Source organism: Alteromonas sp. a30 (genome assembly GCF_026788005.1).
Lineage (GTDB): Bacteria > Pseudomonadota > Gammaproteobacteria > Enterobacterales > Alteromonadaceae > Paraneptunicella.
In genome coordinates this window covers 68,177-83,056 of record NZ_JABEPE010000006.1, presented here as the reverse complement: position 1 = coordinate 83,056, position 14,880 = coordinate 68,177, and the positions used below count along the sequence as shown (strand labels likewise).

Genomic DNA, 14,880 nt, shown 5'->3' with positions numbered 1-14,880 from the left:
CGTCGTTGTTATACATTGCTTGGTAACGAAAATGCTTCGTTACTGAAGTAAACAAGGTGTCGTCGAATCATATTTGTATTGATTAACCTTGCTAGTCTCGATGAAGCCATACCCACAACCGAAGTGATAAGACGTAATAAATTGGAAAAGTTGACCACAGTCGGAGGTGAGGGAGCCATCGAATCAGTTCTCTGTATATCCCTACTATTGGTACTAAACATAACCACTGGTAGATCGAATGTGTATACGCGCAAGGTGTATTGAAAGTTGTAGGTTTAACAAAATTTCATACATTTTAAGCATCTTTTCGATCTTGATATTTAAATATTGTTTAATTCTTGGTTAGTATTTTTAGCATCCATATGCTACTTTTTGCGGTCCACCACAACAAAATGTGTGCTAGAGCTAACTCTGCAAATGGAACTGATGGTTCAATAATAGAACTAATGGTTAATTTTTGTAAAGGGATTTATGCTGCTTGGTCAACATTTATCGCGACTTCAATGAATGAATGTTTGTTTGAAAGAACTTTTCATATGGTAAAAACCTTCCTGAAAGCTTTGTGTCATGGCGTAAACATGAATTTTCAATAATGGAAAATTTTTAATATGCGGTTGGGTTAACAAAGGGTAAAGGTTGGAATGTATAAAGGTGTGATTATTTTTTCTTTGAAAAAGATGCGCTTTGTCTTGACCGTAAAGACGCTCTGAAGCACTACCTTCTTTTCCTTGTTATCACGTCAGAGCCATAGAAAACCAGTTATGAAGGGATTTTGACTTTTTCTTCGTTCGTTTGTCTAACACCTAACTCTCTCACAAACGCGTGGTACATTTGTTGAGGTGATGTTGATTCCCTAAGCGATATCAAGTTGAAAACTGCGGCTTGCTCCACCGCTTCAATAAAAGCTGACTTAAGATCTTCCTTGGATAAATGAAAGCGTTCATTATGAGCCATGTGATGGCTTGGCGTTCCTGTAGCTTCTATATCGTCGAGGCCATAAATAAGATAGTTGATTGACCTTTTGGTTAACCGAACTAAGTGGATCAGATTATCCCAATCAGGAAATGATTGTCCATTTAGCCACTTGTGAAAAGTCTTCTCTGAAAGGTGAACGCCGATATTACCGTAGTGGTTTTGCAATTGTTTCGGACGTCCTCGACTTTTCCAACCTAACGAGTCGAGAGCATGATGTAGTCGCTCTGCAAATTTAACTTTTGAATTATTTTGCACCATGAGTTCCATATTAACCCTATTGGTAGAAAATGTCTGTAATTAATTTGAACCGAAAAAGAAGTGAGAATATTCACATAATTTAATTGTGAATGTATTCATCCAAAACTTTATATCAAATCGACAGTATTCTCAGAACCTTGAGCATTTTTATTTTTTAAATTAAACAAAATGCAAATATATTATCTGTGCGTACTTGCTTATAACGGTATTGAGTGTTGAGAAGTATTTCTCTATTTGGTTACAAAAATCCTTTCATTATTTGCTGCCTAAGATGAAAATAATCAACCTAACGCCACTACAGTTGTAATCAAAGCTTTGAGCTTTGAGAGGCTGCAAAGATGAGCTTTTGTAGAGATTGGATTCGCATTTCTTACTTTCCTTATTGTGTCTTTGTCTTTCATAAAAATAAAAGTATGTGACTAAATGAACACCCGTTTTAGGTGTTGATGAGTATTCATTTGCAATATGCTTCCACTTTTATCAATGAGTCTATTATGTAATATATGACTAAGCATGCTAGCTAAAATGTGAGTAACTTCTTAGATGTTGCCGGTATAAATGTCTGAAATTTGTCCTCACCATGTCTTTTGTCATGCGCTGGCATGCAACTATATCTGCGTGCGGTTACGATCATTCAATGGGAGAGTGTTAGCAAAGTGAATAAATTGTCAGTTGTCGTGGATAAATAATTATTCGTAAAATGGGTGGTATTTAAACCAAATAAAAAATTTACCGTAAAATACGTTGTAGTATTAGTGACTTAATTCAAAAACGGGGTTTTCAGTAATTCCTCCGTATTGAAACATATTTACCGTTTGTTATCCTACACCATCTTAAAAAAACCGAATTAAACAAGTTGTTAATTGCTGCTCATTGACTGAGCAATCTAAATCAAATTCCCAGAACTATTCGTTTTCTATAGCCAATGTTAAATCTGGGTTCAAAATTTACTTGTATGCCAAGTATTATTTTTTAATGTTCACATTCATTTCGAATGTTTTTCTATTAAATGAATTTTTTATAAATTTGAAAGTGAAATGTGAAAATTTCATTTTTAGGTTTATTCTTTCTTAAATGTGTTAAGTGAAAGCATCGCGTTTTGATTTTCTAGTAAATTCACTTAAAAATAACTGAAATAGGCAATGTTATGACTGATTTAGGTAGAAAACCCATCGCGGTTATAAAGGTTAGTGGTGACGCTTTATTGGATAAGTCTGAGCTGAAAGGTTTGGTTGAAAATATTAAGGAATTGATAGATAACGATTGGGATGTTGTCATTTTGCATGGAGGTCAGGAACAAATCACGGCTTGTCAGGAGCAAATGGGGTTGGAAACCCGCTTTATTGGTAAGCGTAGGATCACCAACGAAGCTGACCTAAAAGCGGTTAAAATGGCATTAGCTGGAGAGGTGAATGTTGAATTGGTGTCTGCTCTACAGGGGGCCGGCATTAACGCTTTCGGTTGTCATGGCGCGTCAGGTAAACTTATTGAAGCCAAAAAGCGTCCCCCTAGAGTCGTTGAAGGTTGTGGCTCAAAAGCAATAGATTTAGGGCTGGTTGGTGATGTCACTAAGGTCAATAGTAAGTTAATTCTAAATCTCATTTATTCTAATGTTGTCCCTGTTATAGCTTCACTCGGCATTGGTGAACAGGGTGAGGTATACAATATCAATGCTGATACTTCCGTTGTGGCTATTGCTAAGTCAATTCAAGCTGATTTACTTGTACTAACAACGACAGAAGGGGCTATCTATCGGAATCATGCTGACCCATCATCACGTATTCAGGAGTTGACCCGGCATCAGTTCCTTAACCTCATTGATAGTGGGCGTGTTGCGGGGGATATGGTGCCCAGAGTAGAAGAAGCGATGAATTTGCTCGATGATTCAGTTGAAGCTATTGCAGTGGTGTCTGGAAAAGAGCCTAATTCTTTTATCAATATTGCGGATGATAAAGGCAGAAGTGGTACTCGAATCGTTGGGTAGTTTTCAGCCAATGAATTTGACTATATGACTTTTTGCTTAAACAAAAAAACGGCTCCAAAGCGGAGCCGTTTTTGTGAGTAATGCGAGCTACATTTTTAAGCCGGGGCTTAATGTTTCAGGAAGAACGACCTCATCTAGTTGGATCGTTGCTACCGGATATGAACAATAGTCTGCTGCATAATAAGCACTTGCTCTGTGGTTGCCACTGTCGCCGATGCCTCCAAAGGGCGCTGCGCTGCTAGCGCCAGTTGTTGGACGGTTCCAGTTAACAATACCAGCTCTAGAACGCTTAACGAGTAAATCGAATAGCGCTTTATCATCGCTGATTAAACCAGCGGACAAACCGAACGATGTATTGTTTGCTTCCTTAATAGCTTCGTCCATAGAATCAAAACGAATGACCTTCAGTAATGGGCCGAAATGCTCTTCATCAGGCATTTTCTCCAGAATGTCGGTTACATCAACAATACCTGCTGTAACAAACCCTGTGTTTGCATCCAAATGCTTTAATTCCACAAGCGCTTCTGCACCAAGATCAAGTAAACCTTGTTGGGCTTTAACCATCATTTGTGCGGCATTTGAGGAGATCATTGCGCCCATAAATGGCTGTTCTTCGGCGTCATAAGGGCCAACACTTAAGTTTTTAGTCACTTCAACTAAGCGGCCCAAAATGGCATCGCCCTGTTCTGAGTTTTCAATAAACAAGCGACGAGCACATGTGCAACGCTGCCCTGTTGTAACGAAAGCGGATTGAACGATGTCGTGAACAGCGGCTTCGATGTTGGCGACATCTTTTACGATAAGTGGATTGTTTCCACCCATCTCTAATGCCAGTATTTTACCTGGATGACCTGCAAATTGTTCATGTAGCAATTTGCCTGTTCGAGAGCTACCTGTGAAGAATAGCCCGTCAATACCCGGGTGGCTTGCTAGGGATTTCCCTGTTTCCACGTGACCTTGAACGAGGTTCAATACGCCTTCTGGAATACCCGCTTTTTCCCATAATTTCACCGTTTCTTCGGCCACTTTAGGCGTCAAATCGCTTGGCTTGAAGACAATGGTATTGCCCGCAATGAGTGCCGGAATAATGTGTCCATTGGGAAGATGACCCGGGAAGTTGTAAGGACCAAATACAGCAACTACGCCGTGAGGTTTGTGCATCAGTACGGCTTTACCTGCTGGCATTGGGTTTTCAACGGTGCCAGTGCGTTCGTTATACGCTCGAACGGAAATAGCGAGCTTCCCTATCATTGCGCCAATTTCTGTTGCAGATTCCCATTCAGGTTTGCCGGTTTCTTGGGCAATGACCTTGGTCATTAATGCTTTGTTTTCACCCAATAAGTCGACAAACTTCTGAATAATAGCGACGCGAGCTTCCACGCCTAAATCTGACCAAGCTTCAAATGCATTCCTAGCGGCTTCGACTGCTTGATCGACTTGTGCCTCGCTTGCTGCGTTGGCGGACCAAATTTCTACATTTTTAGCTGGATCAACAGAGTTAATGGTATGGCCTGAACCTTCTAACCACTTACCTGCGATAAAGTGAGCGTGTGTCATGGATTAACCTCAACAGATGATGGGGGCAAAGCGAATAAAATCGCCTTCTGAGACTGACAATGCATCAGCTGCGGCTTGCGAAATCCCCACCGTTTGGTTTTCTTCATCAATTTCTACATGGAGCATAATTCCACGGAAATCACTAAGTTTTGTATTGATAGCAAAGTACGAGATATTTTCAGATTCGTTAGATTGAGAAATAACGACTGGCATTCTTCGGCTATTTCTTACTGTTCGAATGTTTTCAATCTTTGCTTCAACACTTGGCCCTGCATCGAAAATGTCGACATAGGCCGATTTGGTGAAGCCTTCCGCTTGCAATAATTTTAATGCTGGACGGGTTTTCTCGTGAACTTCACCGATGACCGCTTGTGCAGCTTTGCTGAGAAGTTTTACATAAATGGGGTACTTGGGCATCAGTTCGGCGATAAACTCTTTTTGACCAACACCGGTTAAATAGTCGGCGGTTGGGAAATCTAAAGAGAAAAAGTGCTCCTCCAACCATTCCCAAAAGGGTGATGAGCCATTTTCATCGCTAACACCTCTCATTTCGGCAAATATTTTCTCGGAAAACAAGTGGTTGTGTTCAGCAATAAATAGAAAGCGGAAACGCGACAATACTCTGCCATTGTAACCGCCTCTGGCTTGCTCTCTGAGAAATAAGGTGCAGATTTCTGAAACACCCGTGTAATCGTTACACAAGGTGAGAGTTTCTACTGTGTTGTGAACATTGAGCTCTCTGGACGAATGAACGACTTTTCCGTGATGGTAGGAGTAAAACGCGTCGTCTAATCCCACTGCTGCTTCAATGCCACTAGTGCCAACGACTTCTTTCGTGTCAGTGTCTTCCATGACAAACAAATACAGTTCAGTACCGGGCTTTTGTACATCTTCTTTTGCAAAAGACTCCACTGAGCGTTTGATTTTGCCAAGTAACAACTCGTCATTGTCAGGTAAAGAGGTAAAACCAACCCCTGATTCAACGGCGACGCACTTTAATGCGTCGAAGTCGGTTTGTTGTATTGGGCGAATAATCATCATATCAAGCGGTCCTATCAGACTGTAAAGTTTAGCCTTGAACCACTTTGGCTACGGCTTTTTCGAAGCGGGCTAGACCTTCTTTAATATCCTCATCAGGGATGATAAGAGAAGGAGCAAAGCGAATAACGTTAGCGCCAGCAACTAAACACATAAGCTGCTGCTCTGTTGATGCATCAAGGAATTCGCGCGCACGGCCGTGATATTCCTCTTTTAATGCAGCACCAAGCAATAAGCCTTGACCTCGAATTTCTTCGAAAACATTGTATTTTTCATTGATTGCACCTAATAACTCGCGGAATAGTGCTTCTTTTTGTTTAACGCCGTCTAGTAACTGACGGTCATTAACAATATCAAAAACACGTTCTGAAACTGCACAAGCCAGAGGATTGCCGCCATATGTACTACCGTGAGTACCGACCTTGAGGCTTTCTGCAATTTTTGCTGTAGTTAGCATGGCACCAATTGGGAACCCACCACCAAGTGCTTTTGCTGTGGTAAGGATGTCCGGTGTTACGTTTAAGCCCATGTAGGCATAAAGCTCACCAGTACGACCAACGCCTGATTGCACTTCATCAAAAATAAGTAACGCATTATGTTGATCGCAAAGTGCTCTTACGCCTTCAACGAATTCTTTTGTTGGGCGGATAATGCCACCTTCGCCTTGTAAGGGTTCCATCATAATGGCGCAGGTTTTGTCTGAAATGAGGGCTTTAACGCTTTCAAGATCGTTGTATGTTGCATGAACAACATCAGCAGGTTTAGGGCCGAAGCCATCAGAGTAAGCAGGTTGTCCGCCAACGGTGACAGTGAAGAAAGTACGACCATGGAAGCCTTGCTTGAATGCGATAATTTGGGACTTTTGCTCACCGTGATTATCAAGAGCCCAGCGACGAGCTAATTTTAATGCTGCTTCGTTCGCTTCTGCGCCTGAGTTACCAAAGTAAACACGCTCTGCAAAAGTGGCGTCGACTAATTTTTTGGCGAGACGAAGCGCAGGTTCGTTTGTGAAAACGTTGCTGAGATGCCATAGTTTCTCGCCCTGCTCTTTGAGTGCTGAAACCATTTCAGGGTGGCAATGCCCCAGTGTGTTTACGGCGATGCCTCCGGCAAAATCGATGTATTCTTTTCCTTCCTGATCCCAAACTCTGGAACCTTCACCTTTAACCGGAACCATGGCTGCTGGATTATAGTTCGGTACCATGACTTCGTTGAACATTTCACGAGTAACTTGCATTTGGGTCTCCAAAATTAACTCTGACTTAGGGTCAAATTTGCTTATAAAGGGCACGCATTATTCCAGAAAATGGCGGCCTTGTCTTCTGTACAATGATGGTAGGCGCCTTTATTTACGCGGCTTTCAGTAAAGTTGCAAAAAAGCTGCATAAGTATCCGCATTGGCTATGGCTGAATTCAAGGAAGAGGGCTCAAAGCCAAAGTAATAAGCGAGTGTGGAAGCGGTGAAGGTGAATGATTATTTTAAGAACAAAAAGGAATATAAGCAGTGTTTGTTATTCTTCATCTTCAGTGGAGATATTAAGTCTGGAAGTATCGATACTCTTCATCGCTTGGAGTTTGGTTGGGGTGATATGTAAACTTTTCAAGAACAATTTTGCTTCATCAGTAGTGATTAACTTAACGCTCTTTAACGCATTAAATTTGCTGTAGCCATTGCCTTGTAGTAACACTTGAGCCAATGGTGTCATGGTTTTATAGGGCACTTTATTTGCAAACTCCTGCATTGCATTTGCAATAAACACGCGCTTCATACTCATTTTTTCAATAATTTTGGCACTAAGCGGCTGAGAATGCTCCCAAATTAATGCCAGTAAATAATCGGATGAAGGAGCGATCTTTTGTAGGGCTGTATGCTCCTCTCGCTTGAGATTATCGTGCGCCTCAATGAGTGCTTCTCTATGTGTTTCATCGAAGGTTCTAAAGTACAGTTTTGCAATAGCAAGTTTGCCTAGCTCATGGAACATGCCAAGTGTAAATGCATGACTCGACTCCGCTTTGTTTAATTTTGCCATGTGTTGGCAGGAAATAGCAGAGGCCAATGCATGTTCCCAAATACGGTTCTTAAATGCAGGGAATGGGTCGGTTATCTGTGGAATCGCACGCTTAAAAATTTTTGCGGGGATGAGCATTTTTAAATTCTCAATGCCGATGAAACTAAGTGCCATTTTTAGGTTTTCTACTACAACGACCTTACCCAAGCGATCGGTTTTGCGAAATTTCGGCGTGTTAACGAGCTTTAGCAAATCCGTGGCTAGCCAACCTGTTTCTGCAATTAGCGGTTCTAACTTAGCTATTGATACGGCTCTTACGGATAATGCATCTAAAATCTCGGGTAAGTTGTCGTTTAACCCGAGCACTTTGTAGTGGACATCGTCTAAATCTTCTAATTTATTGAGTAATCGCTCTGTAACGACATCATTCAACTGGGCACTGATACCATCAATGAAGTTTTGTTCAGAGCGTTTATTCAGTTCCATATCTCGCTTGGCTAGTTTTTCGACTCTCAGTAAGGCTCGACGTGAGTCGAATTGTTCAGAGTGTTCCGCTTTGACTTTACCTTCAACATCAACACCCGCAACCTCTTGAGCATTGGATAGACCAATAAGAAGGTTGTAAAAGCGGTTATTAATTGTTTCGATGATGTTGGGTGTCGTGCTCATTTTGTTCTCGTTTTTTAGCCAGGCTGATTAACTATGGTTTACCTTAAAAATGGACTAATAAGTGTAGAAACCATGAGGCTTGATGATTGTCATACATTTAACTGTAAATGGAAGCAGTTTTTAACGATTTAGAGGGTAATTTTATAATTTACCTATATTCCCCATCAAGGTGAAGTAAAATATTTACCGTTTGTGATGACTATTGCCATTGACTCATTATCTGTTAGTTATCGTCTACGAAATAAAATTTTGTAGTAATTTGTGACCATGTTCAGTTAACAGTGACTCTGGGTGAAATTGAACGCCATATATAGGCAGGAATTTATGTTGAATAGCCATGATTTCATCTAATGCTCCGTTGTCATCTTCTGTCCATGCGGTGATTTCAAAGTGTGCTGGCAAATGGTGTTGATCTACGACTAATGAATGATAACGCGTGACTTTGTAGCGTGTTGGTAAGTTAGCAAATAGGCCGCGGGCGTTGTGCCTAATGCTTGATACTTTCCCATGCATTGCTGACTTCGCTCGAACCACTTTTCCACCAAAACTTTGTGCAATGGCTTGATGCCCTAAACACACGCCAAGCATTGGGATTTGAGGATGAAATCTATTGATTGCCTCAAGCGTAATACCTGATTCGTTGGGCGTGCAGGGGCCGGGGGAAAAGACCATGGCAGAAGGTGCAATAGTTTCTATCTCATCAAGATCAATGGCGTCATTTTTTACAACACGTACTTCCTGACCTATTTCAACTAAGTAACGAGCAAGGTTAAAAGTAAAGGAGTCATAATTATCGATGAGGAGTATCAAATTCAAACTCACAACAAAAAAGTAGGAGGGGGTGTGGGCTCAGCATTGCCCACACTAAATCATGCATTATTCTGGGCGAGGAATAAAACCAACCGCCTTATAAACACTGGCAAGCGTCTTGGCGGCTTTTTCTGATGCTCGTTCCGCACCTTGTTTCATGATAGATTCAAGCGTTGCTTTATCATTTCGTAATTCATGAAACTTTTCTTGAAGTGGTTCAAGCAGGGAAACAACCGCATCTGCTACATCAGTTTTTAGATGGCCGTACATTTTGCCTTCGTACTCCGGGACTAACTCTTCAATGCTTCGATTGGTGCAACAGGACAAAATAGATAATAAGTTCGACACGCCGGGCTTTTCTTCAACATCGTAATAAATACGAGCTTGCTCATCGGAATCTGTTACTGCGCGTTTAATTTTCTTTGCCACTTTCTTAGGGTCTTCAAGTAAGCCAACAAAATTGTTCGGGTTGTCGTCAGACTTCGACATCTTTTTCATTGGATCTTGTAAGCTCATTACCCGAGCGCCAGATTCTGGAATATACGGGTCAGGTAGTTTGAATAAATCCCCGTATAAATTGTTCATGCGAGTTGCGACGTCTCGGGTTAGTTCTAGATGCTGTTTTTGATCCTCTCCTACAGGCACCTTATCAGCTTGATAAAGAAGAATGTCTGCTGCCTGCAATGCTGGATAACTATATAAACCCACATTGATATTGTTCTGATTTTTGGCAGATTTATCTTTAAATTGGGTCATACGGTTTAGCTCACCCATTTGGGTGTAGCAATTCATGATCCAAGCAAGTTGAGCATGTTCCGGCACATGAGATTGCACAAATAAGGTGCTCTTTTCTGGGTCGATACCACAAGCAACGTAAAGTGCGAGGCCATCTAAACAGGCGTTGTAGAGTTTTTGAGGGTCTTGTCTAACGGTTATCGCATGCAGGTCCACTAGCATATATAAGCAGTCGTGATCTTCTTGCATGTTTACCCACTGTCTTAGGGCTCCCATGTAGTTGCCGATAGTAAGTTGTCCTGATGGCTGGCAGCCACTTAATACAATAGGTTTAGTCATGATTGAATTCGTATCTTATTGTGATTTCTTTTACAGTTGAGCCTTAGAAAGCTCGTTTCTCATTGCTGTGATGACCTTATGGTAATCCGGTTGGTTGAAGATGGCTGAGCCTGCAACAAACATGTCGACACCGGATTCGGCAATAGCGCGAATGTTATCGACTTTTACGCCTCCGTCAATTTCAATCCTGATATTTTTACCAGTTTTTAAGATGCGTTGCTTCAGCTGATGCGCTTTATCTAGCGTATTTTCGATGAACTTTTGTCCACCGAAGCCGGGGTTGACTGACATTAATAAAACAAAATCGAGTTTATCCAATACATAGTCGAGAATATGGAGAGGTGTGGCGGGGTTAATTGCTAGCCCGGCTTTGCAACCCGAATCAAGAATCAATTGGATGCTTCTATCCACATGCTGAGTTGCTTCTGGATGAAAACTAATATAGTTGGCACCTGCGTTGGCAAAAGAGTGAATGAGCTCATCAACGGGCGACACCATTAAATGCACGTCAATATCTGCCGTTACACCATAGTTTCGGAGCGCCTTACATACCCCCGGGCCAAACGTTAAGTTGGGGACATAATGATTATCCATCACATCAAAGTGGATGACATCTGCGCCTGCCTCTAGCACCTTGTCAACATCTTCACCAAGGCGAGCTAGGTCAGCCGATAAGATAGATGGTGCAATTAAAAACTCGTTCATGCGTATCCCCGTAAATCAGCAAATATTGTAAAAAGAGTACAGACTAAGAAGTTGTCTATAGTGCATTAAAATAGGGCAATTGAGCCTTTTTTGTGCAACTGAATGTGTGATCCCTCACAGGCAAATTATAAGAGTCATAAAGAAATGAACAAGGGGTATTGGATTTGTTGTTTTAAATCAGTGTGTTAATTCGTTTTTTTCTTCGTTTTCACTTGGTAAAGCTGCACAGGCACCACTTTTGCAGATTTCTATTTAGCTACTTGAAGCACAGCGTCTGCACTCGTCAACCACTTAAAAGCGTGCAGTACCAAAAATGATGAGGAAACACATGAAAACTATCAAATTCACCACTTTGACGTCAGCCGTTGCTGCCACTTTACTATATTCACAAGCTGCACTAGCTGATGTGTCGGCAAATATTGGCGTCGTGTCTGAGTATCACTTCCGTGGTGTCGCGCAAACAACCGATGCATCTGCAAGTGCTGGCCTAGATTACACGAATGAAGGGTTTTACCTAGGAACGTGGGCTGCGGATGTAGGTGATGGCTTAGAGGTCGACTTTTATGGTGGCTATGGATTTGATATTACGGATGGGCTTTCAAGCAGCATTGGCTTTACAACTTATCAGTACACTGGTGATTTTGATTCTGCTTACAATGAGGTTAATTTGGGACTGAGCTATGGCTTATTCTCTTTAGATTATGCGATTGGAACACGTGAAGACGATTTTGATTTAGGCATCGTCGAATCTGACTATACATTTCTTTCACTCTCTGTCGCGTATGAAGGTTTTTACGGAACATTTGGTACATATGGCGATGAGTCCGATGGCGAATATTTCGAAGCTGGTTATGGAACTCAAGTGGGCGGCTTCGATGTTGGTGTATCCGTTCTTGTTAGCGGTAGCGATCTTAATGACGATGAAACGATTTACTTTAGTATTGGTAAAACCTTCAACTTGTAACTCTTACTAACATAAATTCATTACTGACATGTTATTCGGGACAACAAAATCATAATAATAATAAGGTTGTCCTTCTTTTTCTGTGTTCCCCTTTCTATCTCTGCATTCCCAACATTCGTTTACAACCTATCGTTCCACTCTTTTCCAGCTAACGTCTTTGCACTGATTAATACAGTCGTTTAAATGTGTTTTAGAAACATAAAAAATGAAACAAAAAATTAACCTTTAAAAATTTAACCATTTTTTGCATTTCTCGTGAAAAATGATAACCTTCTTCGGCTAAAAAAATATTACCTAAAAGTTCTCAACAAAAATACATAAGGAAGACACATATGAAATTGGCAAAAATCTGTGCAGTAGCAGCGGTTTCTATTGCATCTTTAGCATATTCCCATGCTGCATCTGCTGCCTTAAAAGCAGGGTTTGGTGTTGCTTCTGAACACCACTTCCGTGGCGTAGCCCAAACAAACGATGCTTCTGCAAACATCAATATTGATTGGCAAGAAGATGGCTTTTATGTAGGTGCATTTGCAGTTGACGTCAATAAAGGCTTTGAGGTCGATGGCTACTTCGGTTACAGACACAAGTTTGACAATGGCGTTGGTGCACAAATTGGTGCAACAACTTACCAGTTCACTGGTGATCATTCTTCAACGGCTAACGAATTGAACCTTGGCTTAAGTTACGGCATCGCGACAGTAGACTTCGCTGTCGGTAAGAAAAACGAAGACATCGACTTAGGTATTCCAGAGTCTGACTATACTTTTGTTTCTTTAACGTTGGCTCACAATGGCTTCTTTGCACGTGTTGCGGGCTTAGGTAACGACTTCGAAGGTGAATACTTCCAAGGTGGTTACATGACAAATGTTGCCGGCTTTGACGTTGGTGTTACTTTAGCGTGGAGTGGTAAAGATCTGGATGACGACGAGAGCTTGTTATTCAGCATCCGTAAGACTTTTGAGCTTTAATTCAAAACGTTAATAGCCTTTATATTTCTCTTTTAGGGTAACTTTTTTATGTGAATAAGTTATCCTAAATTCACAATGCCTTTTGCATTTATCTAATTTTTTCACGGTAATAAAGATTGGCATAATTGGTATTTGACGTTTGACTTCCGTTTTTATTGTGCCTCTAATTACTCAACTATCGTTGAGAAGTTCAGTTAAGATTCAGTCGTCACCATGCAGAATCTCCTCCAAGGTTAAAGTCGTATCTAAATATTTCAGAGCCGTTTTGACGATGAGCCGCTTTTTATTTGCGATAAACTCACGTTGCTTAAACTTTGTTCAGGGCTATAATGTAACCAAATCTTACGGAGTGAGCTAATATATGCTAAGTATGAGAAAAAGCATCTTTGTGCTTACGTATACCGTTGCATTGCTGTCAACTTCATCGGCAGTATTTGCTGGCGCAACGGAGCAGCGTCGTGGTGCTGAGTGTTGCGATAACAAAGCACAAGTCGAGCGTCAAATCGTGCATAAGCAAAAGTCCAAAGCTGCTGAATGTAGTGATGACTCAGCAAAAAATGTGAGTTGGGGGTCGTGGCTGGTTGGTAATAGCCGCTCGTCTCAGTTTCATTATTTGGACTTGCTAGAATTGCTGTTCAGAAATGATGAACCGGTTGCCACTGCGGAGCCTTCATCTTATAAGTAGTATCAGAACAGCCTTAATGTTTTAAGGAGCTACTATGAGACTACTGCCTTCTCTATCATCTTCCAGCGAATTTTGGTCTGTCTTTAAAAGTGTTGCGGCTAGCATGTTTGGCGTGCAGTCCGAGCACAATCGGCAGGCTGATTTTCAGAAAAAGTCCATTCTCCCCTTCCTTCTTGTTGGGGTTTTGTTTGTTATCGGGTTTATCGGTGCAATTATGATTGCCGTTAACCTAATGATAGGAGCGACTCCTACTTAGCTTGACTCTCTGGAGTAAATATCGCGAGTAGCTCTTTCGTTTTTTTTCGCTTGTCTTTCTTTTGACTAATGTTTCTGGCTGCCTTTAGGAAAACAAGGCGAGCTTGTTCATAAATCTCGCGAGTAAACGGCGTATCATGGTTGCTGATCATCACAGGAATTCGTTTCTGAAGTGCTGCCATTGCGCTTAAATGTGCCAGCTTTTCTTGTTGCTCAGCAGAGAAACCATCTTTAGCGTAGGAGGTGAAGGAAGCGGTTGGGCTAATAGGTGCGTAAGGTGGGTCGCAATAAACAATGGCATCGTCGGGAAGGGTGCGAAACACTTCTTCGAAGTCTAAGCATGTGAAGGTCGCCTTACTCGCTTTTTTCGCGAAATATCGAAGCTCAATTTCAGGAAAGTAGGGTTTCTTATAACGTCCAAAGGGTACATTAAAAATACCTTTTGAGTTGTAACGGCACAGGCCATTATAACAAAACCGATTTAAGTACAGAAATAATACTGAGCGGTGGTAAGGATCGGTTGTTTGGTTAAATTCTTCTCGAATTTGATAGTAGGTTTCTTTGTTATTGTATTCCCCATTGAAAAACGTCTTGGTATCTTGAATATAAGTTTCAACATCGTTTGCAACGCATTTAAAGAGGTTGATGAGATCTGGATTGATGTCATTCAAGATGTAAGCATCATAATTACTTCGAAGAAAAATAGAACCGGCACCGACAAAAGGTTCGACAAGTAGCCTACCTTTGGGCAGTCTCCGACAAATTTTTTCTGAGATAGATGCTTTACCTCCGGCCCATTTGAGAAAGGCGCGGGGTTTTCGAGAAGGTTTCAAAAAAACGTATCTTGGTAACTTAGATTGAAGGTGGCGTCATTGTACCTTAGCCACAATAATAGTTAACAGAAATTGTCGTTATCGCGATCATCCGCT

General features: G+C 41.3%; 14 protein-coding genes. 5 read left to right on the top strand and 9 right to left on the bottom strand.

The features are described 5' to 3' along the window. Positions 1-759 precede the first annotated feature (759 nt). A complete protein-coding gene (locus HJG39_RS07825) occupies positions 760-1,230 on the bottom strand; it encodes a hypothetical protein (protein ID WP_268408344.1) in 471 nt (156 codons plus the stop codon). Positions 1,231-2,380: 1,150 nt separating this feature from the next. Between HJG39_RS07825 and argB the strand changes: the two genes are divergently transcribed. Further along, positions 2,381-3,217 carry an acetylglutamate kinase gene (argB, locus tag HJG39_RS07820; RefSeq protein WP_268408343.1) on the top strand — a complete coding sequence of 279 codons (837 nt, stop codon included), beginning with the start codon at positions 2,381-2,383 and terminating at the stop codon, positions 3,215-3,217. 87 nt (positions 3,218-3,304) lie between these two features. On the opposite strand, the gene astD is transcribed toward argB, so the two are convergent. The 7 genes from astD to rpe all read right to left on the bottom strand — a co-directional run bounded on the left by astD (position 3,305) and on the right by rpe (position 11,079). Beyond that, complete coding sequence (astD, locus tag HJG39_RS07815; protein WP_268408342.1) at positions 3,305-4,774, bottom strand: succinylglutamate-semialdehyde dehydrogenase; 1,470 nt, start codon at positions 4,772-4,774, stop codon at positions 3,305-3,307. A 9-nt stretch (positions 4,775-4,783) separates the two neighbouring features. Further along, a complete protein-coding gene (gene astA, locus HJG39_RS07810) occupies positions 4,784-5,815 on the bottom strand; it encodes an arginine N-succinyltransferase (RefSeq protein WP_268408341.1) in 1,032 nt (343 codons plus the stop codon). Between the two features lie 28 nt (positions 5,816-5,843). Then, positions 5,844-7,049 carry an aspartate aminotransferase family protein gene (locus HJG39_RS07805; protein WP_268408340.1) on the bottom strand — a complete coding sequence of 402 codons (1,206 nt, stop codon included), beginning with the start codon at positions 7,047-7,049 and terminating at the stop codon, positions 5,844-5,846. A 274-nt stretch (positions 7,050-7,323) separates the two neighbouring features. Then, positions 7,324-8,490 carry an HDOD domain-containing protein gene (locus HJG39_RS07800; RefSeq protein WP_268408339.1) on the bottom strand — a complete coding sequence of 389 codons (1,167 nt, stop codon included), beginning with the start codon at positions 8,488-8,490 and terminating at the stop codon, positions 7,324-7,326. 234 nt (positions 8,491-8,724) lie between these two features. Continuing rightward, positions 8,725-9,300, bottom strand: a complete 576-nt coding sequence (locus HJG39_RS07795; protein WP_268408338.1) for an anthranilate synthase component II — start codon at positions 9,298-9,300, stop codon at positions 8,725-8,727. 66 nt (positions 9,301-9,366) lie between these two features. Beyond that, positions 9,367-10,374, bottom strand: coding sequence for a tryptophan--tRNA ligase (gene trpS / locus HJG39_RS07790; protein ID WP_268408337.1), 1,008 nt, complete (start codon positions 10,372-10,374; stop codon positions 9,367-9,369). A 30-nt stretch (positions 10,375-10,404) separates the two neighbouring features. Beyond that, complete coding sequence (gene rpe / locus HJG39_RS07785) at positions 10,405-11,079, bottom strand: ribulose-phosphate 3-epimerase (RefSeq protein ID WP_268408336.1); 675 nt, start codon at positions 11,077-11,079, stop codon at positions 10,405-10,407. A gap of 328 nt (positions 11,080-11,407) precedes the next feature. Between rpe and HJG39_RS07780 the strand changes: the two genes are divergently transcribed. The 4 genes from HJG39_RS07780 to HJG39_RS07765 all read left to right on the top strand — a co-directional run bounded on the left by HJG39_RS07780 (position 11,408) and on the right by HJG39_RS07765 (position 13,952). Then, positions 11,408-12,043 carry a TorF family putative porin gene (locus tag HJG39_RS07780; protein ID WP_268408335.1) on the top strand — a complete coding sequence of 212 codons (636 nt, stop codon included), beginning with the start codon at positions 11,408-11,410 and terminating at the stop codon, positions 12,041-12,043. 332 nt (positions 12,044-12,375) lie between these two features. Next, on the top strand, positions 12,376-13,011 hold the full coding sequence (locus HJG39_RS07775; RefSeq protein WP_268408334.1) for a TorF family putative porin: 636 nt from the start codon (positions 12,376-12,378) through the stop codon (positions 13,009-13,011). 361 nt (positions 13,012-13,372) lie between these two features. Further along, positions 13,373-13,696: a hypothetical protein gene (locus HJG39_RS07770; RefSeq protein ID WP_268408333.1), complete on the top strand. Its 324-nt coding sequence runs from the start codon at positions 13,373-13,375 to the stop codon at positions 13,694-13,696. A 34-nt stretch (positions 13,697-13,730) separates the two neighbouring features. Beyond that, positions 13,731-13,952 carry a DUF2970 domain-containing protein gene (locus HJG39_RS07765; RefSeq protein WP_268408332.1) on the top strand — a complete coding sequence of 74 codons (222 nt, stop codon included), beginning with the start codon at positions 13,731-13,733 and terminating at the stop codon, positions 13,950-13,952. Here HJG39_RS07765 and HJG39_RS07760 read toward each other — a convergent pair. Continuing rightward, the gene (locus tag HJG39_RS07760) at positions 13,945-14,784 is read right to left on the bottom strand and encodes a Dam family site-specific DNA-(adenine-N6)-methyltransferase (RefSeq protein WP_268408331.1); all 840 of its coding nucleotides are present in this window, start codon (positions 14,782-14,784) and stop codon (positions 13,945-13,947) included. The genes HJG39_RS07765 and HJG39_RS07760 overlap by 8 nt on opposite strands. Positions 14,785-14,880 lie beyond the last annotated feature (96 nt).